Source organism: Pedobacter aquatilis (assembly GCF_030409415.1).
Classification (GTDB): domain Bacteria; phylum Bacteroidota; class Bacteroidia; order Sphingobacteriales; family Sphingobacteriaceae; genus Pedobacter; species Pedobacter aquatilis.
Genome location: NZ_JAUFPW010000031.1, coordinates 57,851 through 82,609, shown reverse-complemented (window position 1 = coordinate 82,609; position 24,759 = coordinate 57,851). Strand labels below are relative to the sequence as shown.

The following is a 24,759-nucleotide window of genomic DNA, read 5'->3' as shown; positions in this document are numbered from 1 at the left end:
CATGATAAGATTATTTGGAAAAAAAATCCCTTTAAATGATTTAATTGTATTTTTGACGAAAAAAACTCTTGGGTAAAGATAAACTTAGACGATTTGCTGAGATTGAGACATTCGCAAACGTATTACAATTAGATGAAGGTAAGCCCTTAAAAGGAAATTGGGCTAATAAACATTTCAAAAACGATAATCCTATTGTGTTGGAATTAGCCTGTGGAAAAGGTGAGTATTCGGTGAACCTTGCTAAATTATTTCCAGATAAAAATTTTATAGGTGTTGATTATAAGGGCAATAGAATTTGGCGAGGTGCTAAAACTGCAATTGAAGAAGGGATAAACAATGTTTCGTTTTTAAGAATTCAGATTGAAAATTTATTGGATTATTTTGAGGCTGGTGAAATCGATGAGATATGGATAACCTTTCCTGATCCTCAGCCGCAAATTAGTCGTGAAAAGAAGCGATTAACTTTTCCAGGTTTTTTAAACAAGTATAAGATTATTTTAAAAGATGGTGGCAAAGTAAATTTAAAAACCGATAACGATCAATTATACCTTTACACAAATGAAAAGGTACAGGAGTTGAATTTTCCAATTCATAAGAACACCGATCATTTATACACATCGGAATTTGCTGATGAAGTGCTTTCGATTAAAACTTATTACGAGAAAAAATATTTATTACACGAGAAAAACATTAACTACATTCAGTTTTCGTTCCAATAATGGATACTAACTTTTATGAGCAGGTTTATGAAGTAGCAAGGCTAATTCCAAAAGGCAGGGTTACCTCCTATGGTGCGATTGCAAAAAGCTTGGGTGCGGCCAAATCATCAAGAATGGTTGGGCACGCTATGGCTTATTCACATATTGCGCATCCAAAGGTTCCAGCGCATCGGGTGGTTTGTTAACTGGTAAATTTCATTTTAGCCCGCCAGAATTGATGGAAGAATTACTTGCAAAAGAAGGAGTTGAGGTAAAAAATAATAAAGTAATTAATTTCAAAAAGGTTTTCTGGAATCCTTTGCAAGAGTTGTAAGTCTGAAAGTCTTTAGTCTGAAGAGCGATAATAAGGCATTAACCATTCAAAAATCATTCATTCAATAATTAAATATGGGCAAATTAGTAGAAGAATTTAACGGCTATCGGGAAAAAATGAACGATAGGATTATGGAGACCGCAAATACGAACATTAAAAGGTTTTTTGCTTTAGATACAACAAGTTATGCCGATGGCGCTTTAGATGTTAAAACTAAAGAGATGTTGGGTTTAGTTGCTTCGATGGTTTTGCGTTGCGATGATTGCATTAAATATCATTTAGGGAAGTGTTATGATGCAGGCGTAAATAGCGATGAAATGAACGAAATTTTCATGATTGCAAATCTCGTTGGCGGAAGTATTGTTATACCGCATTATAGGAGAGCTGTTGAATATTGGGATGATTTACAAGCTGGTTAATTAAATATGTTCGTCATGCTGAACCTGTAAGATCCTGAAATAAATTCAGGATGACGATAGCTTAAAATTTTTTAAATTTCCATTATGCAAACTCCAAACTTAACCCGTTGCGCATGGGCAGGTACCGATCCACTTTACATAAAATATCATGATGAAGAATGGGGAAAACCAGTTTATGATGATGAAACGCTTTTCGAATTCTTAATTTTGGAAGGCGCACAGGCTGGCTTAAGCTGGATAACTATTCTTAAAAGAAGAGAAAACTACAGACAAGCCTTTGCCAATTTCGATGTAAAAAAAGTGGCCGCTTTTAATGAGAAAGATGTTGAGCGTTTGATGAATGATGCCGGAATTATTCGCAACAAGCTAAAAGTAAATGGCGCCATTACGAATGCGAAACTTTTCATAGAGATTCAACAGGAGTTTGAAAGTTTTTCAAAATATATTTGGGGATTCCTACCTGATGGAAAACCTTTGCTTAATCATATTAAAAAAATGAGTGATGTACCTGCAAGAACAGAATTATCAGATAAAATAAGTAAAGACATGAAAAAACGTGGCTTCAAATTCTTCGGTACAACAATTTGTTATGCACACATGCAGGCAACAGGTATGGTTAATGATCACCTTTTAAATTGCTGCGCACGATGATAAATGTTTTTCCTGAATTGTTAACTAGTCGACTGCGATTAAGGCAATTTGAAGACTTCGATTTAGAAAATGTTTATCAAGGTTTATCTAATCCTGATGTAATTAAGCACTACGGCGTTCATTATCATTCATTGGCGGAAACTCAAGACCAATTGAATTGGTTTAAAGCACTCCAAGATGATGGTACAGGATTGTGGTGGGCAATTTGTAATAAAGCAGATGAAGAATTTATTGGTGCTGTTGGATTTAATAATTTCAATAAATCTCACAAGAAGATAGAAATAGGATTTTGGCTGCTGCCTAAATATTGGAAAAGAGGAATTATAAATGAATCAGCAACTTTAATTTGTAACTACGCATTTTATAGTTTACATGTTAACAGAATAGAAGCATTTGTAGAATCTGAGAATGAAAACAGTAAAAAAGCATTGTTAAAATTAGCTTTTGAATACGAAGGAACAATGAAAAACTGTGAAATTAAAAATGGCAAGACAATTAGCCTATCAATTTTTGCAAAGTTAACACCTGTATCTTACAATCCTTAAATCCCGATAATCCAGTTCTTATTTTTTTACCTCATTATATTCCTTAATAAACTCAACAACATCTTTGCTATTTAAAGAAGTATTTGTCTCAATTTTAGCCCTTAATGCTGTTTGGTCGCCCAATTTTTGGAGTAATATACTTCGCACCTCAATTTTTCTTTCATCTTCTGTTATGGCTTTAATCGGAATTTCCTGAAGTGGCCCTGTTCCTGGTTTTTCAATAAAATAACGTACAACCGGAGCACCAATTGGAGGTTCGGGTGCGCTGTTTCTACCACCGCCAATGCTAATGCCGCCACCCATGCCCATTCCGCCAAAGCCACCAGTTCCGGTGCCAATACCCACTGATGGTCTGAACCTAACATTCTTTTCCTTTTTAGCGGGAACTAAAGTTCCGCCTCCAAAAGAATATAAATTTACCGTTCCGGTTTCTATAACTTTTACAAATCGATACTCAAAGTTTTTCTTGTTGGCAAAACCTTTGCTAATGTAGCTGTTACCATTCCAAAAGAAGTTCTTTACATCCTTTGCTAGTAAAATAACATCAGCCTCATCATTTGCACTTATAAAAACAGAGAAATAATCTGTGCCTTTAATCGTACCACGAATTACATCATCATTATTTTTAATAACGAAATCCTGAGCATTGGCACTGTATACAAATACTGAAAGTAGAATCGAAAAAAGGAAAAATTTCATAATAAAGATTGCTTGCTCAAAATAACGCAACTAAATTTATAATCTTATCCATTATACTTAAATTTTATTGATATCATTAACTTTGGTTACTTTTATATGCTGATGCTAAATCAGCAGAATCTTTAAATAAGTGGAATCACATGAATAAAAAACTCTTTCTTTTAGATGGCATGGCGCTAATGTACAGAGCACATTTTGCCCTTAGCAAAAATCCACGTTTTACATCAACAGGAATTAATACATCGGCAGTAATGGGCTTTACGAATACTTTGCTTGATGTTTTAAAGAAAGAAAAGCCGACACACATTGCAGTTGTTTTTGATACAGAAGCGCCAACAGAGCGACATACTACTTTTGAAGCTTATAAAGCACAACGCCAGGCAATGCCAGAAGATTTGGCTGCGGCAATGCCTTATGTTATTAAACTAATTACAGGTTTTAATATTCCAGTGATTACATCTGATGGTTATGAAGCCGATGATATTATTGGAACCTTGGCCAAAAAAGCAGAATTAAAAGGCTATCAGGTTTATTGTATGACGCCCGATAAGGATTTTGCTCAACTCGTTTCTGAAAATATTTTTATTTACAAACCAGCCAGAATGGGCAATGAGATGGAGATTTTGGGCGTGAAAGAAGTTTTAGCCAAATGGGAAATCGACAATGTATTACAGGTTATCGATATTTTAGGCTTATGGGGAGATGCAGTAGATAATATTCCGGGCATTCCAGGCATTGGCGAAAAAACAGCAAAAGCTTTGATTAAAACCTATGGCTCGATGGAAAATATTATTGCAAATTCACACGAGTTAAAAGGAAAGCAACGTGAAAATGTAGAAAATTTTGCAGAACAGGGTTTGCTATCTAAAAAACTTGCAACCATTTTGTTAGATGTACCTGTCGAATTAGATGAGGCTAATTTGGAACTTTGCGACCCAAGCAAGGATTTATTAGAGCCCTTGTTTACAGAACTTGAATTTAGAACCTTGGGTAGAAGAGTTTTTGGTGATGAGTTTTCAGTTACCACGGCAAAATTTGGTGAGGGAACACAAACAGATTTATTTGGTAATCAAACGGGTGAAACGATTCAGTACACAAACACCATAGAAGAGGAACCAACTGAGAAACTTCCGGCTAAAAATATTGAAAATACCGAACATAATTATAAATTAATTGCCACCGCTGAAGAAAGAGCAGAATTGATTGCCATTTTGCTTCAGCAAAAAAGAATTTCTTTTGATACCGAAACTACTGGAACAGATGCAAATATGGCAGAGTTAGTAGGGCTTTCTTTTTCAACAAAACCAGGCGAAGGTTATTACATTCCGCTTTCTGCAAACCGCGATGAAGTAATCGTAATTCTTGATGAATTTAAAGTTGTACTTGAGAATGAGCAGATAGAAAAAATTGGGCAAAATACAAAGTACGATATTTTAGTGCTAAAATGGTATGGTATTGAAGTTAAAGGAAAACTTTTTGATACAATGCTTGCGCATTATTTAATCGATCCAGATACCCGTCATGGTATGGATGTGTTATCAGAAAATTACCTTGGCTATTCGCCAATTTCAATTACAAAATTGATCGGCCCCAAAGGTAAAAGCCAAGGTAATATGCGTGATGTCCCTGTGGAACAGGTTGTAGATTACGCCGCCGAAGATGCAGACATTACCCTTCAGTTGGCGCATGTTTTTGAACCAAAACTAAAAGAATTAAATGCTGCAAAACTTGCCGAAGAAGTAGAAAATCCTTTGGTTTATGTACTAGCAGATATAGAGAAGGAAGGCGTTAGAATAGATATTCAAACTCTTAAAGCTTATTCAAAAGAGCTGGAAACTGAGATTGTTAAGTTTGAACAAAATGTTTATGATAAAGCTGGGGTTAAATTTAATCTGGCTTCGCCAAAACAACTTGGCGAGGTTTTATTTGATAAACTACAGCTAGATCCAAAAGCAAAGAAAACAAAAACCGGTCAGTACCAAACTGGTGAAGATGTGCTTTTGGCATTAGCGAGTAAAAGCGATATTGTTCAGGATATTTTGGATTTCCGCCAGCTGCAAAAATTAAAATCAACGTATGTTGATGCTTTGCCGCTTATGGTAAATCCAAAAACCGGCCGTGTACATACTTCATATAATCAAGCTGTAGCCGCAACAGGGCGATTGAGTTCTAACAATCCTAATCTTCAAAATATTCCGATAAGAACTGAGCGTGGGCGAGAGGTTAGAAAAGCTTTTATCGCCAGAGATGAAAATCACATTTTATTATCGGCCGATTATTCGCAAATTGAATTAAGGATTATTGCAGAAATCAGCAAAGAAGAAAATATGCTCGATGCTTTTACAAAAGGCATCGATATCCATACAGCAACGGCTGCAAAAGTTTACGGAATAACTATTGAGGAGGTTGATGGTACTCAAAGAAGAAACGCCAAGGCGGTAAACTTTGGTATCATTTACGGACAGTCTGCCTTTGGTTTATCTCAAAATTTGGGTATTCCACGCAAAGAAGCTGCTGAAATTATCGAACAGTATTTCGCTCAATATCCGGGTATAAAACGTTACATGAGTGATACCATGAATTTCGCAAGAGAAAATGGTTTTGTGGAAACAATAATGGGCAGAAGACGCTATCTGAGAGACATCAATTCCGCTAACCAAACGGTAAGAGGCTTTGCCGAGCGAAATGCAATAAATGCGCCAATTCAAGGCTCTGCAGCAGATATGATTAAGATTGCTATGATAAACATCCATAAAGAAATGAAGCTACAAAACTTAAAATCTACAATGACTATGCAAGTACATGATGAGTTGGTTTTTGATGTGCTAAAATCTGAAAAGAATGTGATGAAAGCAATCATTCAGGACAAAATGGCAAATGCCATCAAATTATCAGTGCCAATTGTTGTAGAAATAGGAGAAGGAGATAACTGGCTTGCCGCTCATTAATTATGAAAAGGATTTTACTCTTATTATTCAGTTTTATTTCATTATCAGCCTTTGCACAGCAAAGCGATACATTATATAGCTATACAAATATCAATGGGAAAGGGGTAAAGAAGCTGGAAAAAGCTAGTAATATTTATAAAATATATAAAGGTGACAGCGCTGCCTGGATTAAGGTAACATCTGATAAGGACCTCAAAGTACTTAAAAAGGAAACCTTTTCAGACTCCAAATTGAGCATTTTAAACGGTTCTTATATAGAATATCAACAGGAAAAGATTATGCTTGCAGGTTCATATATTTTGGGCAATAAAACGGGATTGTGGGTTAGGAATTATCCCGAAGGACAAATAATGGAATCTGAAACTTATAGTAAAAATATTCTAAATGGTCCATTTACTTCGTACTTTCCCAGTGGAAAAATAATGGAACAGGGAAATTATGCCGATGGAAAAATGACTGGTGATTGGAAATTATTTAGCGAAGAAGGGCAATTAGTTTCAGTAAAAGTTTTTAGAGATGGAATTTTATCGCATCCAGATATTGTCAATGTTAAATTATTGGATTTGACACCTCCGCAGTTTCCTGGCGGCATTAAAATGTTTTATCAATACCTCTCAAGAAACATAAGATACCCGGCAGAAGCGCTAAGCGCAAGATTAACAGGGAAAGTTTATTTTCTTTTAACTATTGATAAGGAAGGATATCCAAAAGATTTCAAAGTTATTTCTTCTCCTGGAGATATCCTTACTGCAGAAGCAAAAAGAGTTGTTATGATGTCCCCAAAATGGATTCCTGCAACTGAAAATGGCAAACCTGTCGATATGAAACAAAATCTTAATATCAGCTTTTCACTAAATTGACATCCTAATTCTAATTTTTCTTATCTTCATAAAAACTTCATCCCGATTTATCAATTTTATATCAACAAATTAACGAGTTAAAAAAATCGAAAGGTATTAAACTCCAATCAGAACAAGGAGTTTTATCTTAACTAAAAAAATTAAAGGCATGAAAAAGTTATTAAGTTTAATCGCAATCGCAGCATTTGGTTTATCTACAGCATTTGCACAAACACCAGCTACTGCAACACAAACAAAAAAAACTGTTAAAACTACTGCGGCAGCAGGTAAAGCCGGTGCTAAAAAAGTTGAAACAAAAACAACTACAACAGCGGCAAAATTAAAGGCAGATGGAACGCCAGATATGCGTTTTAAAGAAAATAAAACAAAGGTTGTAACTAAAGTTGCAGGGCCTGTAAAAAAAGATGGTACAGCAGATATGCGCTATAAAGCAAATAAAGCTGCCGCTAAAAAGAATTAGGTTTAGATTTTTAATTTTAGAAGGCTCCGATTGTGAAATCGGAGCTTTCTGCTTTTTATAAGGTTATTGTTTCGCCAATAGCAGGTAGCAAAAGATTTTTATTTTCTCTCTTGAATTTAGCTACAGCATCTTCCATATCTATGCTAATAGGTGGAAAAGTATTGTAATGAACACCAATAATATCATCACAATCTATGTATTTGGCCGCAATTACCGCATCATCAACACCCATTGTGTAATGGCCGCCAATTGGCAAAATAGCATATTCTAAATTGTGTAATTCCGCAAGCAGTTTCATTTCTAGTGTTAAAGCAGTATCCCCAGCAAAATAAATTTGTTTACCTTCTAGGGTTAATACAAAACCTGCCGGATTGCCACCATAACTGCCGTCAGGATTTGAACTGCTATGAACCGCCCAAACTGTTCTTAAACTACCAAAAGGTAATTTTTGTGTGCCAAAGTTAATGTCGATAACATTTTCTACACCCTGTTCCTTAATCCAGTTTGCAACTTCTACCATTGCAATTACTTGTGCATTGGTTTGTTTAGCCAGTTCAACCAAATCGGCAACATGATCGCCATGTCCATGACTTATCAAAATATAATCCGCTTCGATTTTTGTAGTATCTATATCCTTAGCTAAAGGATTATGTTTTATAAAAGGATCAAATAGAAACTTTTTTCCGTCTGCCTCTATTGCAAAACAAGATTGACCGTAATATGTAAATTTCATAGTTTTTTCTTTTGAGATTAATGTGCAAATACTATCCACCGAACATGCCGCCCAAACCACCAAGCATATCTTTTGCCGAAGCCTGCATTTCCGTGTTGCTAACTTCTTCTGCATTTGCAAGGGCTTTATTTACGGCAATTTGCAAAAGCTCTTCCAGCTCTTCTTTATCTGCATTTTTGAAAAATTCTTCATCAATTGCAATGCCGGTAATGGCTTTATTAGCCGTTGCAGTAACTTTAATTGCACCGTTTTCTACTTCGCCAAATACCGAAATTGTATCTAAACGTTTCTTTATTTCTTCGGCTTTTTGCTGTGCTGCGAATAATTTATCGAACATAATTTTATCGTTTTAATTAAAAAGCTAAAATCGGTAAATTGTTTTAAGTATTTAATTTTATCGCGGTAATTAAAATCCTCCAGTTTAGAATTATATTTTTTAGAAGCGCATGTTTCTGCTTTTCATGGCAAATACAGTCCCGCCAATGCTGCAATCTTTTGGTTTCTGTAAACCAAAAGTATTTCCGCGTTTGTCGGGGCTAATTAACTTAAAACTATGCTCATGGCTTCATAATTTGCACCGTCATTTCAACCTTAGCGGAAAATCTTTTGAAGTTGATTTCAGGGCTAAATATTATTTTTGCCACGGAAACACAGAATACACGGAAATATTTATTTAAAAGTACGTCATTCCCGCGTAGGCGGTAATTTTAAAGCGCCCTAATTACGAACTCACGTTTAGGTAACACCGAATGTTTTGCCGATAAGTTCTTTGCCAAAATCCCCTGACATTGTTAAATAAACCTGATAAAACGGAAAACCCGCAATCCAGATTCTTCATCGGGAGCGGACTTGAAGTGATAGCAGGACTACCGGCCGCCATCAACGCCAAGCATTCATTTTCAAAAAATAAATTTAACTGATTTAATCCTCGTCACTACCAGGCAAACTTCCATTACCATGATAAGCCCCTTTTCGAATTACGGGCATGTTGAAGTGTTTATATAAATCATCAAGATGCATTAAACTGCCATTTGTTAAATTGCCCAAGAAGATAATTACAATGTTTTTATCTAAATCGCGGACGTAAATATGGCGGAAACCGTGCCACCAACCTGTATGGTAAACAACTTTGTCCATTTTTTCGCCATCAAACATTCTCCAGCCGTAGCCGTAGTTAAAATGTCCATTTACAGGCTTATTTCTACCAACATAAGATGAATCTAAACTTTTCTTGGTGAGTAAACGCTCATTTTTAAGGTACTTATCGAACAAAACCAAATCGTGTACGGTACTGTAAATGCCTTTGTCGCCAACTGGTCCATCCAGAAAATTTTGTGCAACAGAATAACGCCATGTTCTATCATGACCAACAACATCAACAGGAATTTTTTCGTATTCAGATGTGCTGTAAACATGCGTGTTTTTCAATCCTGCCGGTTTAAAAACATGTTCCATCATATATTGCGAATAGCGTTGTCCGGTTACTTTTTCTATTATAGCACCCAACACCATAAAGTTAGAGTTGTTGTAATGAAAGCGGTTATCTGGTTTTGTGTAAGGGTTAGGTTTGCGCTCAGCAATTACGTTCATCACATCTTGATTGGTAACGCCTTTTTTCATTGGTCGTTTTTCTTTGCGCCAAATGTCATCAATAAAATAAACGTAGTTCATCATCCCGCTGCGATGACTCAAAAGCAGTTTAACGGTAATGCCATCATAAGGAAAGTTTGGATAGAATTTCTTCACATCATCATTTAACGAAAGTTTACCGGCTTCTACCAATTGCATTATGGCAACACCGGTAAAGGTTTTGGTGATAGATGCGAGTTCAAATTCTGAGTTTATTTTCAGGCTATCGCGATGTAAATAATCTGCCCAACCAATTGCTTTCTCGTAAAGAATCTTACCGTCTTTCGCAACGAGCATATTTCCATTAAAACCGTATTTTTTGTGTAAATTGGTTACAAAGTCAGCAATCCACTTGTCGCCTTTTTCAGGGTTGTAGGCTAGTAAAAGACTGTCTGCCTTATCATCTTCTTTAACCCTGATTTTCTTTTCAGCAGCTTTTTTTTCTTCGGCTTTTTTTGGATTACAAGCGGTAAATATAGTAACAGAGATTGCAATTGCAGAGATTATATGCTTAAAATTCATTTATTCAGGTAGTGTGTTATTTAAAACCCGAAAATTAAAGAATTTTGAGTGGTTAAAGGCAAAGAGTTTTACACATTTTCGCAATTTTGGTTATACCAGCATTCAAATAAATGTCCTTTGCTACCATAAACCGGGTCGCTGTCTGGTTTTTCTACTTTGGAAATATCTTCATCTGCTTGTAAACGTTCATCTGCTTCGCCATATTTTATATTATAGTCAGCACCTTTTGGGTATGCACCTACAACTTTAAAATCATCGCTCGATTTTAATTTTTTATGGGCAACACCTGCAGGAATAAGTACAACATCACCTTTGTCAAGCTCGATGCAAACACCATGTTCACCGCCAAACTGTACATCGGCTTTGCCACAGTAAACACCCATAACTTCATGTGTATTGCTATGGTAATGATGATAATCAAAGATTCCATCAACCCAGGCATTCGTATATCCGTTTTTTGCAAAAACCGTTTTAATTACATCAATTTCATCATCAGGATGAATAAGAAATGCGCCTTTGTAAATCATTAAAGGATACAAAGGGTTATTAGGGAAGTTTCCATTTTCTTCTATCTTGTGCGAAACTAAATAGGCTTCTTGTATCAACTTTTCTTTATCCATGATTTAGGGTTGTTTTATGTTATTAACAAAGTAAAGCACTTTAGGTTTGCCACAGATTAACTGATTATAGCGAAACAGTTTTCGAAGACTTCAATATGTAATTAGAGATAATCTGATAATCTGTGGCTGTAGAATTTTAGAGTCATGGCTTATAATTAAAGATATATCCATAACGTCATACCGGCACTAAAAACCAAAAAAGCCACCCCTTTTCAGGAATGGCTTTATACTTTATTATCCAATTAAAAACTTACGCTAATAATCTAATCGGCTCTTCTAATAAACCTTTTAATGTTTGTAAGAATTGTGCTCCTGTTGCACCATCAACCACACGGTGATCGCAACCTAAAGTCAACTTCATTACGTTACCAGGAACAACAGCACCATTTTTAACAACTGGTACAGCTTGTATAGCACCAACTGATAAAATTGCACCATCAGGAGAATTAATAATTGATGTAAACTCATCAATACCAAACATACCTAAGTTAGAAACCGTGAAAGTAGAACCTTCCCAATCTGCAGGTTGTAATTTTTTAGCTTTTGCCTTACCGCCAAAATCTTTAACCTCAGCAGAAATGTGAGATAAAGATTTACCATCAGCAAAACGAACTACTGGTACTAATAAGCCATCTTCAACAGCCATAGCAACACCAATGTTAGTATGCTCATTGAAACGGATTTTATCGCCACCCCATGATGAGTTAACAGCCGGGTGTTTTTTCAATGCAACAGCAACTGCTTTAATTACTAAATCGTTGAAAGAAACCTTAACAGGCGCAACAGCATTAATTGCTGTACGAGCAGCCATTGCGTTATCCATATCGATACTTACGGTTAAGTAGAAATGTGGCGCTGTAAATAAACTTTCTGCCAAACGTTTTGCAATTACTTTACGCATTTGCGAAACTGGTTGTTCCGTGTATTTAACTTCACCAACAAAGGTTGGGATAACTGGAGCAGCAGCAGTAGATTTCGGACTTTCGGACTTCTGACTTTCAGACTGTTGTGCAGCAGCTGGTTTAAAGTTTTCGATATCTTTTTTAATAATACGACCACCTTCTGCACTACCTGCAACTTGCGATAAATCGATTCCTTTATCTTTAGCAATTTTCTTAGCTAAAGGCGATGCTTTAACACGGCTATCTGATGAAGAACTTTCTGATACAGGAGCAGATGAACTTGCATCTTTACTTTCGATTTGTTTTTCTTCACTAGGCGCTTCAGACTTCGGACTTTCGGACTTCGGACTTCCCGACGCTCCTCCAGCCAAAATACCACTAACATCAGTTCCTTCCGGACCAACGATAGCAATAATGCCATTTACTTTTGCAGCAGAACCTTTTTCTACACCAATATGTAATAGAGTACCAGTTGCGTAACCCATAACTTCCATAGTTGCCTTATCGGTTTCTACATCAGCCAAAACATCATCATCCTTAACTTTATCGCCAACTTTTTTATGCCATTCAGCAATAACGCCTTCAGTCATGGTATCGCTTAACAAAGGCATACGAATTACTGTAACACCTTTTTCTGCTAATTCTTCTTCGCTTAAACCACCACCTTGTGCAGGAGCAGCTTCTTCTTTCTTATCTTCAGCTTTAGGAGCATCAGCGCTTGCTGCTTTTGGAGCATCACCACCTTTTTCAGCCTCTAATGCTGCCTTGTAATCTTCGCCTTCTTTACCAATAACGGCCATAATAGCATCAACTGGTACAGCAGTTCCTTCTTCTACACCTACGTATAAAAGAACGCCATCCCAATAAGATTCCATATCCATTGTTGCTTTGTCAGTTTCTACTTCTGCCAAAACATCGCCGCTTTTCACTTTATCGCCTACTTTTTTGTGCCACTTAGCCAAAACCCCTTCGGTCATGGTGTCGCTCATTTTGGGCATTTTAATTACATCAGCCATTGTATCTAATTAATTGAAATCTTTTAAAAAATATTAGTCCATTACGTAAGGGTAGTTCTCAGTCATATATACATCTTTGTACAATTCAGATGCATCTGGCCAAGGAGATTCTTCTGCAAATTTCACAGCCTGGTCTACCGTAGCTTTAACTTTAGCTTCTACCTCTTCAATCCATTTCTCATCAGCATACTTTTCTTTAAGAATAGTTTCTCTTGCTAACTCAACCGGATCTTTTGCTTTATAATCTTCTAACTCTTCTTTCGAACGGTACTTAGCAGGGTCAGACATTGAATGACCACGGTAACGGTAAGTTCTCATTTCTAAGAAAGTTGGTCCTTCACCTTTACGAGCACGCTGAATAGCTTCATCCATTGCATTGTGAACTGCAACAGGGTCCATACCATCAACAGGCGCACAAGGCATATCAAATCCTAAACCAATTTTATAAATATCAGTCATGTTTGTAGTACGTTGTACCGAAGTACCCATTGCATAACCATTGTTTTCGCAAACAAAAACAACAGGCAATTTCCAAAGCATAGCCATGTTAAAAGTTTCGTTTAATGCACCTTGGCGCACCGCACCATCGCCCATGTAACAAATATTAACATTATCTGTTCCTTTGTATTTTTCTGCAAAAGCAACGCCAGCACCTAATGGAATTTGACCTCCAACAATTGCATGACCACCATAAAAGTTATGTTCTTTACTAAACATGTGCATAGAGCCACCTTTACCTTTAGAGCAACCAGTAGCTTTACCATACATTTCTGCCATAATGCTGTCGGCAGTTACACCTAAAGCTAAAGCATGTGCATGATCACGGTAAGTAGTAATCATTGAATCGCCTTTTTGCATTGCAGATATTGCGCCTGCAACTACAGCTTCTTGTCCAATGTATAAATGACAAAAGCCACGAATTTTTTGTTGTCCGTATAACTGGCCAGTTTTTTCTTCGAATTTGCGCATAAGCAACATCGACTCGAACCACTTCAACCAGGTATCTTTATTTATTTCTACTGCACTCATTTTAAGGTTATTTGTTTTTTGCGACAGCAAATCTAATTTTTTTATTGTAATTTTTGTCACTTTCTATTGTAAAAACATCATAATAATAGTGCTAAAATATCACTTAACAGTTGTTTTACAATTAAATAAGTTAAATCTAATGCATTCTCAATAAATAGCCGATTTTATATAAGTTAAACTTCGCAATTTTTCATAATATACATTCTAAATCATAGTAAAATTTAATTCTGTAAAAGACAAAATACTCCTAATTATAAATATTTTTAGAAAGGCAATTGTCGAAGTGCTTGGGTTAAAACAGTCCCGCCATTTGAATTATCTTTTTTGTTAAAGTTTTTGCTAAATTTTATGAATAGCATCAAAAAAGTATAATTGCTGCTGTCGGGCTTAGTTAAATTAAGCTTGTAAATGTATTAGTGGTTTAAACCATAACCAAGAACAAATAACCTAAGTAATTTAAACCAGACAGAAGCGGGCATCCCGATTTTCTCGGGATAAAGCGGATGGCGGGGCTTTCGGAACCGAAGAAGCTCTGACATTGATTTCCAAATTTTTAATCAATAAACCCACAAAAAACCTGTAATAATTTGGGAAATGTTAATAACTTTGGGTTTTTAACAATAAACATTTGGATAACATTTGTATAATTAATAATTTTGAAGCTCAAACAATAAGCCCAAGGTGGTGTACGTTAATGTGTAAGTGAAGTACCCAAACATAACTGTATAACATGATTAAAAAATTTTTGTTTTCATCCTTAATCGCTATCTGCACGCTCTCCGCCGCATTTGCGCAAACAAAAACAAAAGAAACCGGCAAAGAATTAACTGACCCAGACAACCTTGCTTCACAGTATTTTTCTCAGGTTATGGGTGTAGCGGTTGATGCAACATCTAACTTAAAACTATACAAATTTGTTTACGAGTGGATTGGAACTCCCTACAGTTTTGGTGGAAATACAAAAAAAGGCATCGATTGTTCTGCTTTTACTAAGGCGATTTACGATAAAGTTTTCAACACAACCATCAGAAGAAATTCCAGGGACATTTTCAGCATGGTAGATCCTTTATCAAAGGAGGATTTAAGAGAAGGCGATTTGGTTTTCTTCAAAATAAAAAGCAGAAGCATTTCTCACATTGGTATTTACTTAGGCGATAATAGATTTGCTCACGCATCTAGTTCTCGTGGTGTAGTTATCAGTAATTTAAATGAGCCGTATTACAGCCGTTATTTTTACAAGGGCGGTCGTATTTTAGAATCGTTTAAGAAAGATTTTACAGTAGAATAAGATAATTATAATTTGAAAATATATAATCCTCCAGAAGTAATTTTGGAGGATTTTTTTATACATATGCATCTCAACTATCGTCATTCTGAATTTATTTCAGAATCTTAATGCGAAAGGTATTTATTGGATGCACATAACCTTAATTAACTACTTAATGAAATTAACTGCTAGCATAATTCTATCATTCCTCCTTTTAATAGTAATCATCAGTTGTACCAGTAACAGCGCTCAGGTTACATCTACTGAAAAAAGGGATTCCATTGTTAGAAAAATAAAGGATACAATTTCTATTACAGCAGTTGGCGATATTATGCTGGGTTCTGCTTTTCCTTCAAAATCAAACCTACCACCAGATGATGCAGTTGGCAGTTTTAAAGCTGTTGATAGCCTTCTAAAGGGTGATATTGTTTTCGGCAATTTGGAAGGTTGTTTTTTAAACTCAGGAAATTCTACCAAATGCAACGGTATAAACCCAAATAATTGCTATGCATTTAGAATGCCCGAACGTTATGCAGATATTTACAAAAAGGCTGGCTTCAATGTTTTAAGCATCGCCAATAACCATGTTGGAGATTTCGATTCCAAAGGGCGTAAAAATACCGCTAGAATTTTAGATTCATTACAAATTCATTACGCTGGCCAGTTAAACAAACCCTTTGAAATTTTTGAAAAGGATAGTGTTAAATATGCATTTTGTGCTTTTGCCCCGAATGAAAATACAGTTTCAATTAATAAGATTGATAGTGCAAAAGCGCTGGTTGCAAGGCTAAAAACGATGGCTGATATCGTCATTGTTTCATTTCATGGTGGAGGAGAGGGCGCAAGATTTGAGCATGTAACACGCAGAAATGAAATATTTTACAATGAAAATCGTGGTAATGTTTATGCCTTTGCACATGCTGTAATTGATGCCGGTGCGGATGTTGTTCTTGGCCACGGACCGCACGTTAGTCGTGCTGTTGAAGTTTACAAAAATAAATTTATTGCCTACAGCTTAGGTAACTTCTGCACTTATGGAATGTTTAGCCTAAAGGGTTCAAATGGTTATGCACCGCTTTTGCAATTAAAAATTAATAGCAAAGGCGATTTCTTATTTGCAGATTTGATTTCTGTTAAGCAAGATAAAATTAACGGTTTAACAATTGATGATAACGTTACTGCTTTTAAGAAAATTAAAACCTTAACAGATATCGACTTTGTTGGGCACCAGTTAAAATTTGAAAATAATAGGATTAGCTTAAAAGATTAAATTGCGCTTACATCAATATCATTGAAAATAAGAATATTTGCTTAATGAAAAATTTGATTTACGTACACTATATTATTTGCATAAGTGCAGTAATTTTAGTTTTTGCGGCAGCATTCTATATTAACCAAAATCCTAAAAATCTTTTATCTGCTGGAATAATAATTCTTGCCGGTTCTCTAGTGGCTTACAGCCAATACCTGATTATCAAAAGCAAGAAAAAAAGTAAGTAGTTTAAGGAACAATTATTTCTTCGGCTGTCATGTTTAGGATTAAAGCGATATGAAAAAGTCTTTCTAGTGGAATATCTTTTACCTGCTTTTCATTCTTAGAATAAGTCCCGGTAGCGATGTTTAACATAGCTGCCATTTTATTTTGAGTAATGTGTAATTCAATTCTTCTTGATCGAATTTTATCGCCAATGATTTGATAGCGCATATCTTGTCCCATAATTTAAGGTATAAAATAAATTTTGGGATGATTTTATAGTGCAATAATACGAATATGATTGCACTATAAAAATTATTTATGTGAGCAATTAGCTTTCATCTTTGGTATTTTTAACCAATCCAATACCAGAAACAAAAAAGATTAATCCTATCACACCGTAAACCATAAGTCCTCTGGTATCTTGATTATGGTTTACAAAGCCATATCCTGCATATACTAGTCCAATAATGCCTAAGATGGTTAGGACAGTTCCGAAAGTGCGTTTTACATTCATATTTTAGAATTTAATATGAATGAAGACAAACATATTCTAATTTTGTTTTTACTTTAATTAAAATTAGTTATTTAAATCAAAAGCCACAGATTCGCAGATTTTGAATCTGTTAATCTGTGGCTTGGGATGTAAGGTCTAGTTATATTACAACTCTATTACCAAACACCCAATCTATTTTCTGGAGCAATGTACATCTTAGCAGTCGCAGGCACATTAAAGGCTTTGTAAAACGCTTCCATATTGTAAACAGGACCATTTACGCGAAACATTTCAGGGCTATGCGGATCTGTTTTTAAACGTACACGCATGGTTTCGTCTCTGTTTTTGATTCTCCAAACCTGCGCAAAACTTAAAAAGAAACGTTGGTCTGGTGTAAAGCCATCAATTTTATCGTTTTCTTTTCCTTGTTTAGTTAATTTAAAGGCATCATAGGCAATATTTAAACCACCTAAATCTGCAAGATTTTCGCCCATAGTTAATGAGCCATTAACATGTTGATTATCTAACAAAGCAAAATTGCTGTAGAATGCACCAACTTTATCCGCTTTGGTTTTAAATTTGGCAGCATCTTCTTTGGTCCACCATTCTTTTAAATTACCTGTCGCATCGTACTGGCGACCTTGATCATCAAATCCATGCGTCATTTCATGGCCAATTACAGCACCAATCGCACCATAATTAATTGCATCATCCGCATTGAAGGCAAAAAACGGAAATTGTAAAATTCCGGCAGGAAAAACAATTTCGTTGTATGCAGGATTATAATAAGCATTTACGGTTGGTGGTGTCATAAACCACTCGCTTTTGTCTACAGGTTTTCCGAGCTTATCTATCATTTCTTTGTACTGATTTTTCTCAGCCGATTGAAGATTTGCAAAGAATGTATTTTTAGAAATTTCTACATCATCATATTTCTTCCATTTATCGGTATAACCAATTTTCTTAACGAATGCGTTTAGTTTTTCGAGTGCTTTTTTCTTAGTTTCAGCGCTCATCCAGTCAAGTTTTTTAATTCTATCCTCGTAAACTTTTTGCAAATTATTAACCAGTTCTAGCATTCTTTTTTTAGCTTCTGGTTTAAAATATTGCTCTGCATATAATTGACCTAATAAATCGCCTAAATTATTGTCAGTATTATTAACCATCGATTTCCAACGCTCTTTTTGCGATTGACGGCCGGCTAAAGTTTTATCAAAAAACTCAAATCTTGCATCCCTAAATTTTTGGGTTAACGCATAAGCTTTGTTATTTAATGCATCAAATTTTAGCTTTTCTTTCCAAACCTCTATTGGTTGAGTTTTGATTAACGAAGCCAGTGCTTTATAATATTTTGGCTGGCGAACAATTATGGTATCTGTATTTGTACCCAATTTGCTCAAAACTGTTTTAAAATCAATATCGGGTACTTGTTTTTGAAAATCAGCAACTGCAAACTTATTGTAATTTTTAACAGGATCTCTTAATTCAACTGGCGTAGAATGAGATTGAGCAATGGCAGTTTCCAGTTTCAGAATATCGTCAGCATATTTTTTACTGTTTACAGAATCTCCTGCAAGCGCAAAAACTTTAGAAATGTAAGCTAAATACTGAGTTCTTATTTTTTTAGCTTTTTCATCCTGATCTAAATAGTAACTTCTTTCAGGTAGATTTAAGCCGGTTTGAGAAAAAACCAAAGCATTTTTGGTGCTATTCTTATCATCAGGTTCAACACCAAAACCTAACAAATCGCCCTCTGCATTTTTATAACCATCAGCAATAAAATTGATTAAATCTTTAGCATTTTTAATACCATCAATTTTTGAAAGTAGTGGCTTTATTGGTTCAACACCTAGTTTTTCGATAGTTACCGAATCCATGCCACTGGCATAAAAATCGCCAACTTTTTGTTCGGCTGTACCTTTTGCTGCATTTCCTTTTGCAGCTTGCTCTAAAATTCCTTTTAAATTTTTTATGTTATCATTATATAAGGTATAAAAGGAACCCCAACCAGTTTCTGTTTTCGGAATTTCAGTATCTTTAATCCATTTACCGTTTGCGTATAGGAAGAAATTATCGCCTGGTTTTACTGTTGTATCCATGCCAGCGGTATCAAAAAATACCGTTCTTTGGTCGCCTTCGTTAGCCTGGTGGCTTTTATCATTTTGGCAAGCTGCTAAAATTAACAAAGCGGCCGCAGGTAAAATTAATTTTTTTTTCATACGGTTTTAAAAGTTAGTAAAGTAAAGCTACAAAATGCAGCAGGTAGTTTATATGAATTTTTTTCTAACTTCATAAAAAAATCTAATTATGCAATATACAATCTACATTCTTATCTTTCTCGGAGTCATTATTTTGTTAAGCTCTTTTGTAACGGTGAAGCAAGGTACAATAGCTGTTGTTACCGTTTTTGGTAAATATCAGCGCTTGCTCAGACCTGGGTTAAATTTTAAAATTCCATTAATCGAGCAAATTTATTCTCGTATATCTATTCAAAACCGTTCGGTAGAACTTTCTTTCCAGGCGGTAACTCAAGATCAGGCAAATGTATATTTTAAGGCAATGCTGCTTTATTCGGTTATTAACCAAGATGAAGAAACCATAAAAAACGTAGCCTTTAAATTTGTAGACGCCACCAATTTAATGCAAGCTTTAATTAGAACGATTGAAGGTTCAATTCGTGCTTATGTTGCTACCCAAAAACAAGCCAACGTATTAGCGCAAAGGAATGAAATTGTTTTACATGTTAAAGAGCAAATCGATCAGGTTTTAGATGGTTGGGGTTATCACTTGCAAGATTTACAACTGAACGATATCACATTCGACGAAGAAATTATGCGTTCAATGAGCCGTGTAGTTGCTTCAAACAATTTAAAGGCCGCGGCAGAAAACGAAGGTCAGGCTTTGCTAATTACTAAAACCAAAGGAGCTGAAGCGGATGGTAATGCTATTAAAATTGCAGCCACTGCTGAGCGTGAAGCAGCACAACTTCGCGGTCAGGGTATTGCTTTGTTTAGAGAAGAGGTAGCAAAAGGGATGACAAATGCCGCACACGAGATGCAACAAGCTAATTTAGATACATCGGTAATCTTATTCACGATGTGGACCGAAGCCATTAAACAATTTGCAGAATACAGCGAGGGCAATGTAATTTTCCTTGATGGAAGCACAGAAGGAATGAATAACACGATGAAACAAATGATGGCGATGCAGCAGAGCCAGGCAAATAACGCAAAGAAATAATAATATTTTGAAAAGGTAATGAGACAGTAATCCTTCTGAGAAATTCGTCAGGCTGTTCGCTAAATCTTTTGTTAACGATGGAGGCGTGAGGTAAAGGAAGTCTAACAAAAGGATCCCACTACCATCCTGTTTATTAACAAAAATTGCTGCACCAAAGCCAAATTGCATAAAACCGATAGCATATTTTGCTATCGGTTTTTTTTATAGCGATTAATTCTTAAAACTTTGGTGTAGAACCTAAGCCTAAATTCATAACATAACTTCCAGCTTGTTGCATAAAATCTCCCATTACATGCAAAGATTCATCCTCAATAAAATCATAAGCATCTTGCTTGGTAACTTTTTCGCCTTTCTTTAATGCTGGTAAACCTCTTGCCGTTCTTAACTCATTAGCTCGAGATAATGTTTTAACTTCTTGAGCGTCACGTTCTGATTTAAGTTTCGCTTCATTTAAAGTTACAGAAGTCTCTGCATCGCGTTTTTTCATTTCAGCAATATCTTCTTTCAAGTATTTAAAATCTAAGGAGTTTGCAACGCGTTGCTCGCTATTTTTAATCAAATTAGGTTTAACTGCAGTTAAATTTGCAACCGATTTAAAGTTTGAACTAGGAATAACATCCCACGGCAAAGCTGATGGTTCTGTATCTTCTCCAATTTTATCCATTGGGTAAAGAGAAGGGAAAACAACATCGGGAACAACACCTTTATGCTGTGTACTGCTACCAGCCACACGATAGAACTTTGCCATTGTAAGGTTGATTTGTCCTAAATTAACATCTGCAGCAGTAGTGCTCGAAGGCGCTGTACCAGTAGTTTTGTTTTTAGTTATGATGCCTGCAATTCGCTGCAACATACTTGGGTTAACCAATTTATTTAAATCAATTGAGGATTGCACTGTTCCTTTACCATAAGTTTGGCTTCCCATTATAATTCCACGACCATAATCCTGAATTGCACCTGCAAAAATTTCAGATGCAGAAGCACTTAAGCGGTCAACCATTACACCCAACGGACCATCCCACGCTACACCCATAGTATCGTCTTCATCAACCTCAATTTTACCACGTAGATCTTTAACCTGTACAACTGGGCCTTTATCAATGAATAATCCGGTTAATGAAATGGCTTCAACTAAGGAACCACCACCATTTCCGCGTAAATCCATCACAATTGCATCAACTTTATCGACATTTTTTAAAGAATCAATCAGTTTCTTAACATCCCGAGTTGTGCTTTTGTAGTTTTTATCGCCTGCATTTGCAGCTTTAAAATCGGCATAGAAGGCGGGTAGAGTGATAATACCCATTTTGTATTCTTTGCCATTTTGATTAATGGTTTTAACCTTTTTCTTAGCAGATGTTTCCTCTAAAACAATTTTATCGCGAACTAAAGATATAATAACCGGTTTCGAAGACATTTCTTTACCAGATGGAATCACTTTTAAACGAACTTTTGTTCCTTTAGCACCTTTGATTTTGGCAACTGTAGCATCTAATCTCCATCCCACAACATCAACAAATTCACCATCGCCTTGAGCAACTGCAATAATTTTATCGCCAGGACTTAACTGCTTATCTTTAAAAGCTGGTCCGCCGGCAATAATTTCAGAAATTTTTACAACTTCGTTTTCTAATTGTAAACGAGCGCCAATACCTTCAAATGAACGAGACATGTCTTCGTTAAAGGCTATTGCATTCACCGGATTGAAATAATTAGTATGTGGATCAATTGATTCTGTAAAAGCATCCATCAATATTTGAAACACATCCTGATTATTGGTTTTTGACGTTTGAGATTGAAGATTTTGGTAACGCTTTGTTAAAGTTTCAATCCCTTTCGGGCCAGTCGTGCCAGCCAGATTTAGATTGATGAGTTCATATTTAACACGCTTTTTCCAGGTATCATTCAACGCAGTGATTGAGGTTGCCCATGGCATTTTTTCTCTATCATACACGTATGAATCAGTTTGATTAAAGTCGAATTTATTCTTGATTTGACCCAATGAGTACGCAAAATATTCGTTTAAACGTTTTGCATAAACATTGTAAATGTAGAAAGGGCCGCTTAAATCGCCGTTTTTGAAATCATCATCTAGCGTATATCTGTATTTTTCAAATTCTTTAATATCAGAAGCGATGAAGTAGTTTTTACCCTGGTCTAAAGCTTTGATATATTTATCTAAAATGATTGATGATATCGAATCATTAATCTCTAACTTTTTATAATTGTAGCTTTCAATTAAGTTAACAACTTCCCGAATTACGAGCTGCTGTTGCTCATCTGGCTTAACATTAGTTACCCCATCGACAATAGGCTGTGATTTCGGAGCTGCCTGACAGGCAAGAACAGCTGCGGTAAAAAGTACAAAAAATATTCTCTTCAACATCTCTTTAAATAATTTAAAATCCATTTCAAATATTATATAGCCAATATGATACCATTTTATCAAATAAACAAAAAAGAGACAGTATTATTTCCGTCTCTATTCAAAACGTATCAAATCTAACTAAAAGCTTTTTATTTGTCAATCTTCTAAAAGAACGATAATGTACGCCTTTTGTTTTGAAATGAATGTCTTAGGCTGTTTTGAGGAATGAAATTTACATCAAGATTAACACTATGTTAAATAGTGTTAAAATGTTTTCAAGTAAAAGGGAAGATTATTTTTTGGGAGATATTTTGCTTGCAATAACTTCTCTGGCATCTTTTATTTGCGACTTGTATACCGTGCTTTTTAGCGAACGTGAAAGGAGTTCTGCCTGATTTAAATCGCGGCTGGCCAATGTGAAGTCTTTTTTCTTAATTTTTACCTGTGCCAATCCAAGTACCGATTCTATATAAGAATTGTTATTGCCTAATTGTTTAGCCAAAATACCCTGTTGTGTGTAAAACCACATCGATTGAGTGTATTTGTTGCTTGCCAAATAAACTTTACCTAATAAGTTATAGGTGCTCATCTGTCCACTTCGGCTACCCATTTTTGAATAGTTTTTTAAAACAACGTTTAAAAGGATTTGTTCAGCATCACCGAAACGGCCAAGCTGATAATGCATATTGCTCATTTTTGTTAACGCCTGTACATAAAGATTTAGATTTCTTACAGCATTAAATTCAAATGCAGCCTTACCAAATAAGGTTAAAGCTTCGTTAAAATCGCCTTTTCGCTCTAGGTCTTGCGCATCTTCAAAATAGTTGTTGCCTTCAGCTAAATCATATTTGGAAACCGCAATATTTATTGCGCTACCACCAACACCAGGTTCCTGGAAATCAGATTTATCAATGTTTTGAGCATTAAGTTGTAAGGAGGCAAAAAGGCTTAAAAAAGCCACAACTATTTTAGTCATGCAACAAAAATAATACTTTAAATGATATTTTAGCTAAATACCTCTAAATTAACATCGAAAGATGCCCAAACCATGTATGGATGTGAATCGCAATGGTAAATTTCTCCCTCTGAGGTTATGCCTATAATACCGGCAAATCCGTCAAAAGCCTTAAGTTCATTAAAACTTTTATCGGCAGCATTTTTCAAAGAAAATCCGTCGGTTACGCGGGTTACAATTTTGGCTGCTAATGCGCCACTTACAATATCTTCGCCAACGCCTGTACAAGAAATGCCTGCAAATTGGTTAGCATAGTTGCCGGCAACGGTAGCAGAATCGCTTACACGACAGGGAATTTCAAAGCCTTTGCCGCCAGTTGAAGTTGCAGCTGCTAAATTTCCATCCTTATCCAAAGCAACACAGCCAACTGTTCCCTTATTATTTTGTTGATTTAATTTTGCTTCGTATTCTGTTTGTCTTTGAGGGATGATTGGATTGAAGAACTCAAATCCATTCTTTCTGGCAAAATTCTGAGCGCCTTCACCACTTAAAACCCTGTCATCATAATCCATTAATTTTAAGGAGACCTCGATAGGATTTTTGATATCTTCTACATTAATAACACCACTAAATTTTTCAGTTTTACCATCCATTAAAGCCGAACTTAAACGAACTTTTCCATCACTTTGTATTTGCGAACCAATCCCCGCATTAAATAGTTCATTGTTTTCGAGAAGTGAAACGGTGTAAACGACTGTTTCTAGGGCACTATGATTTTCCAGATATTGATGCCCAAGTGTTACGATTTCAGCTAAAGCATCTTGTTTGGCTTTTTTCGTTTCTTGATTGGTAGATGACTCGCTAAAAAAGCCACCATGAATAATTAGCTTCATT

24 protein-coding genes are annotated in these 24,759 nt (G+C 35.6%); 11 read left to right on the top strand and 13 right to left on the bottom strand.

The annotated features are described in order from the left end of the window. The first annotated feature begins 68 nt into the window (after positions 1-68). The 5 genes from trmB to QWY86_RS13700 all read left to right on the top strand — a co-directional run bounded on the left by trmB (position 69) and on the right by QWY86_RS13700 (position 2,647). Complete coding sequence (trmB, locus tag QWY86_RS13720) at positions 69-719, top strand: tRNA (guanosine(46)-N7)-methyltransferase TrmB (protein WP_290242904.1); 651 nt, start codon at positions 69-71, stop codon at positions 717-719. Next, entirely contained in the window at positions 719-904 is a 186-nt protein-coding gene (locus tag QWY86_RS20140) for an MGMT family protein (RefSeq protein ID WP_353958921.1), read from the top strand. Before trmB ends, QWY86_RS20140 begins: the two co-directional genes overlap by 1 nt. Before the next feature lie 202 nt (positions 905-1,106). Then, a complete protein-coding gene (locus QWY86_RS13710) occupies positions 1,107-1,451 on the top strand; it encodes a carboxymuconolactone decarboxylase family protein (protein WP_290242903.1) in 345 nt (114 codons plus the stop codon). Between the two features lie 84 nt (positions 1,452-1,535). Next, positions 1,536-2,102 (top strand): DNA-3-methyladenine glycosylase I, encoded by a 567-nt coding sequence (locus QWY86_RS13705; RefSeq protein WP_290242902.1) that lies wholly within the window; start codon positions 1,536-1,538, stop codon positions 2,100-2,102. Continuing rightward, positions 2,099-2,647: a GNAT family N-acetyltransferase gene (locus tag QWY86_RS13700; RefSeq protein WP_290242901.1), complete on the top strand. Its 549-nt coding sequence runs from the start codon at positions 2,099-2,101 to the stop codon at positions 2,645-2,647. The genes QWY86_RS13705 and QWY86_RS13700 overlap by 4 nt, the downstream gene beginning before the upstream one ends. A gap of 18 nt (positions 2,648-2,665) precedes the next feature. Here the strand turns inward: QWY86_RS13700 and QWY86_RS13695 are convergent, their stop codons facing one another. Continuing rightward, positions 2,666-3,346, bottom strand: a complete 681-nt coding sequence (locus QWY86_RS13695; protein ID WP_290242900.1) for a hypothetical protein — start codon at positions 3,344-3,346, stop codon at positions 2,666-2,668. Between the two features lie 140 nt (positions 3,347-3,486). On the opposite strand from QWY86_RS13695, the gene polA reads away from it, so the two are divergent. From polA to QWY86_RS13680, 3 genes are all read left to right on the top strand, one after another. Beyond that, positions 3,487-6,294, top strand: coding sequence for a DNA polymerase I (gene polA / locus QWY86_RS13690; protein ID WP_290242899.1), 2,808 nt, complete (start codon positions 3,487-3,489; stop codon positions 6,292-6,294). Between the two features lie 2 nt (positions 6,295-6,296). Further along, entirely contained in the window at positions 6,297-7,154 is an 858-nt protein-coding gene (locus QWY86_RS13685; protein WP_290242897.1) for an energy transducer TonB, read from the top strand. Between the two features lie 148 nt (positions 7,155-7,302). Further along, on the top strand, positions 7,303-7,614 hold the full coding sequence (locus QWY86_RS13680; protein WP_290242896.1) for a hypothetical protein: 312 nt from the start codon (positions 7,303-7,305) through the stop codon (positions 7,612-7,614). Positions 7,615-7,669: 55 nt separating this feature from the next. Here the strand turns inward: QWY86_RS13680 and QWY86_RS13675 are convergent, their stop codons facing one another. The 6 genes from QWY86_RS13675 to pdhA all read right to left on the bottom strand — a co-directional run bounded on the left by QWY86_RS13675 (position 7,670) and on the right by pdhA (position 14,065). After that, complete coding sequence (locus tag QWY86_RS13675; RefSeq protein WP_290242895.1) at positions 7,670-8,347, bottom strand: metal-dependent hydrolase; 678 nt, start codon at positions 8,345-8,347, stop codon at positions 7,670-7,672. A gap of 31 nt (positions 8,348-8,378) precedes the next feature. Continuing rightward, positions 8,379-8,684, bottom strand: a complete 306-nt coding sequence (locus QWY86_RS13670; RefSeq protein ID WP_290242894.1) for a YbaB/EbfC family nucleoid-associated protein — start codon at positions 8,682-8,684, stop codon at positions 8,379-8,381. A gap of 584 nt (positions 8,685-9,268) precedes the next feature. Beyond that, positions 9,269-10,498, bottom strand: coding sequence for a serine hydrolase domain-containing protein (locus tag QWY86_RS13665; RefSeq protein ID WP_290242893.1), 1,230 nt, complete (start codon positions 10,496-10,498; stop codon positions 9,269-9,271). Positions 10,499-10,566: 68 nt separating this feature from the next. Beyond that, on the bottom strand, positions 10,567-11,118 hold the full coding sequence (locus tag QWY86_RS13660; protein ID WP_290242892.1) for a cupin domain-containing protein: 552 nt from the start codon (positions 11,116-11,118) through the stop codon (positions 10,567-10,569). 250 nt (positions 11,119-11,368) lie between these two features. Then, positions 11,369-13,036, bottom strand: coding sequence for a dihydrolipoamide acetyltransferase family protein (locus tag QWY86_RS13655; protein WP_290242891.1), 1,668 nt, complete (start codon positions 13,034-13,036; stop codon positions 11,369-11,371). A gap of 33 nt (positions 13,037-13,069) precedes the next feature. Continuing rightward, positions 13,070-14,065, bottom strand: coding sequence for a pyruvate dehydrogenase (acetyl-transferring) E1 component subunit alpha (gene pdhA / locus QWY86_RS13650; RefSeq protein WP_290242890.1), 996 nt, complete (start codon positions 14,063-14,065; stop codon positions 13,070-13,072). 730 nt (positions 14,066-14,795) lie between these two features. Here pdhA and QWY86_RS13645 point away from each other — a divergent pair. Both QWY86_RS13645 and QWY86_RS13640 read left to right on the top strand, forming a co-directional pair. Then, complete coding sequence (locus tag QWY86_RS13645; RefSeq protein WP_290242889.1) at positions 14,796-15,353, top strand: C40 family peptidase; 558 nt, start codon at positions 14,796-14,798, stop codon at positions 15,351-15,353. Positions 15,354-15,507: 154 nt separating this feature from the next. Then, a complete protein-coding gene (locus QWY86_RS13640) occupies positions 15,508-16,602 on the top strand; it encodes a CapA family protein (RefSeq protein ID WP_290242888.1) in 1,095 nt (364 codons plus the stop codon). A gap of 231 nt (positions 16,603-16,833) precedes the next feature. Here QWY86_RS13640 and QWY86_RS13635 read toward each other — a convergent pair whose 3' ends face one another. The 3 genes from QWY86_RS13635 to QWY86_RS13625 form a co-directional block, all read right to left on the bottom strand. After that, complete coding sequence (locus tag QWY86_RS13635) at positions 16,834-17,049, bottom strand: helix-turn-helix domain-containing protein (protein WP_290242887.1); 216 nt, start codon at positions 17,047-17,049, stop codon at positions 16,834-16,836. An 88-nt stretch (positions 17,050-17,137) separates the two neighbouring features. Further along, the gene (locus QWY86_RS13630) at positions 17,138-17,323 is read right to left on the bottom strand and encodes a hypothetical protein (RefSeq protein ID WP_290242886.1); all 186 of its coding nucleotides are present in this window, start codon (positions 17,321-17,323) and stop codon (positions 17,138-17,140) included. Between the two features lie 155 nt (positions 17,324-17,478). Beyond that, positions 17,479-19,521, bottom strand: coding sequence for a M13 family metallopeptidase (locus tag QWY86_RS13625; protein ID WP_290242885.1), 2,043 nt, complete (start codon positions 19,519-19,521; stop codon positions 17,479-17,481). A gap of 88 nt (positions 19,522-19,609) precedes the next feature. Between QWY86_RS13625 and QWY86_RS13620 the strand changes: the two genes are divergently transcribed. Next, entirely contained in the window at positions 19,610-20,542 is a 933-nt protein-coding gene (locus tag QWY86_RS13620; RefSeq protein WP_290242884.1) for an SPFH domain-containing protein, read from the top strand. Between the two features lie 217 nt (positions 20,543-20,759). On the opposite strand, the gene QWY86_RS13615 is transcribed toward QWY86_RS13620, so the two are convergent. The 3 genes from QWY86_RS13615 to QWY86_RS13605 form a co-directional block, all read right to left on the bottom strand. Continuing rightward, the gene (locus QWY86_RS13615) at positions 20,760-22,952 is read right to left on the bottom strand and encodes a carboxy terminal-processing peptidase (RefSeq protein WP_290242883.1); all 2,193 of its coding nucleotides are present in this window, start codon (positions 22,950-22,952) and stop codon (positions 20,760-20,762) included. Between the two features lie 250 nt (positions 22,953-23,202). Then, positions 23,203-23,886, bottom strand: a complete 684-nt coding sequence (locus QWY86_RS13610) for a tetratricopeptide repeat protein (protein ID WP_290242882.1) — start codon at positions 23,884-23,886, stop codon at positions 23,203-23,205. Between the two features lie 29 nt (positions 23,887-23,915). Then, a complete protein-coding gene (locus QWY86_RS13605; protein ID WP_290242881.1) occupies positions 23,916-24,758 on the bottom strand; it encodes an isoaspartyl peptidase/L-asparaginase in 843 nt (280 codons plus the stop codon). Between the last annotated feature and the right edge of the window lies 1 nt (position 24,759).